The organism is Paenibacillus peoriae KCTC 3763 (genome assembly GCF_000236805.1).
GTDB lineage: Bacteria > Bacillota > Bacilli > Paenibacillales > Paenibacillaceae > Paenibacillus > Paenibacillus peoriae.
The window spans coordinates 1-311 of the sequence record NZ_AGFX01000045.1; the positions used below are offsets into that span (position 1 = coordinate 1).

1 tRNA gene is annotated in these 311 nt (G+C 39.5%); it reads left to right on the forward strand.

Annotated elements, in window-relative coordinates:
- Positions 1-51 precede the first annotated feature (51 nt).
- Positions 52-127, forward strand: a tRNA-Ala gene (locus KQI_RS0124390).
- Positions 128-311: the final 184 nt, after the last annotated feature.

Sequence of the window (311 nt, forward strand, 5' to 3'; positions counted from 1 at the left end):
AAGCTTCAAACTATCATCATTCCATTTGTTCAGTTTTGATGGAACTTGTGAGGGGCCATAGCTCAGCTGGGAGAGCGCCTGCCTTGCAAGCAGGAGGTCAGCGGTTCGATCCCGCTTGGCTCCACCAATACAATTTCATCAAAAATTGTATGAATATCATTAACTCTACGGAGATTAACTGATAGTCACACATTTTTGCACCTTGAAAACTGGATACCGAAACGAAATTGCGTTTTAGAATATTCCTTTAAGCTGATCTTGTGTAAACAAGTGAAATAAAGGTAGCCAATAAGGAAAGATATTTTGCTTTT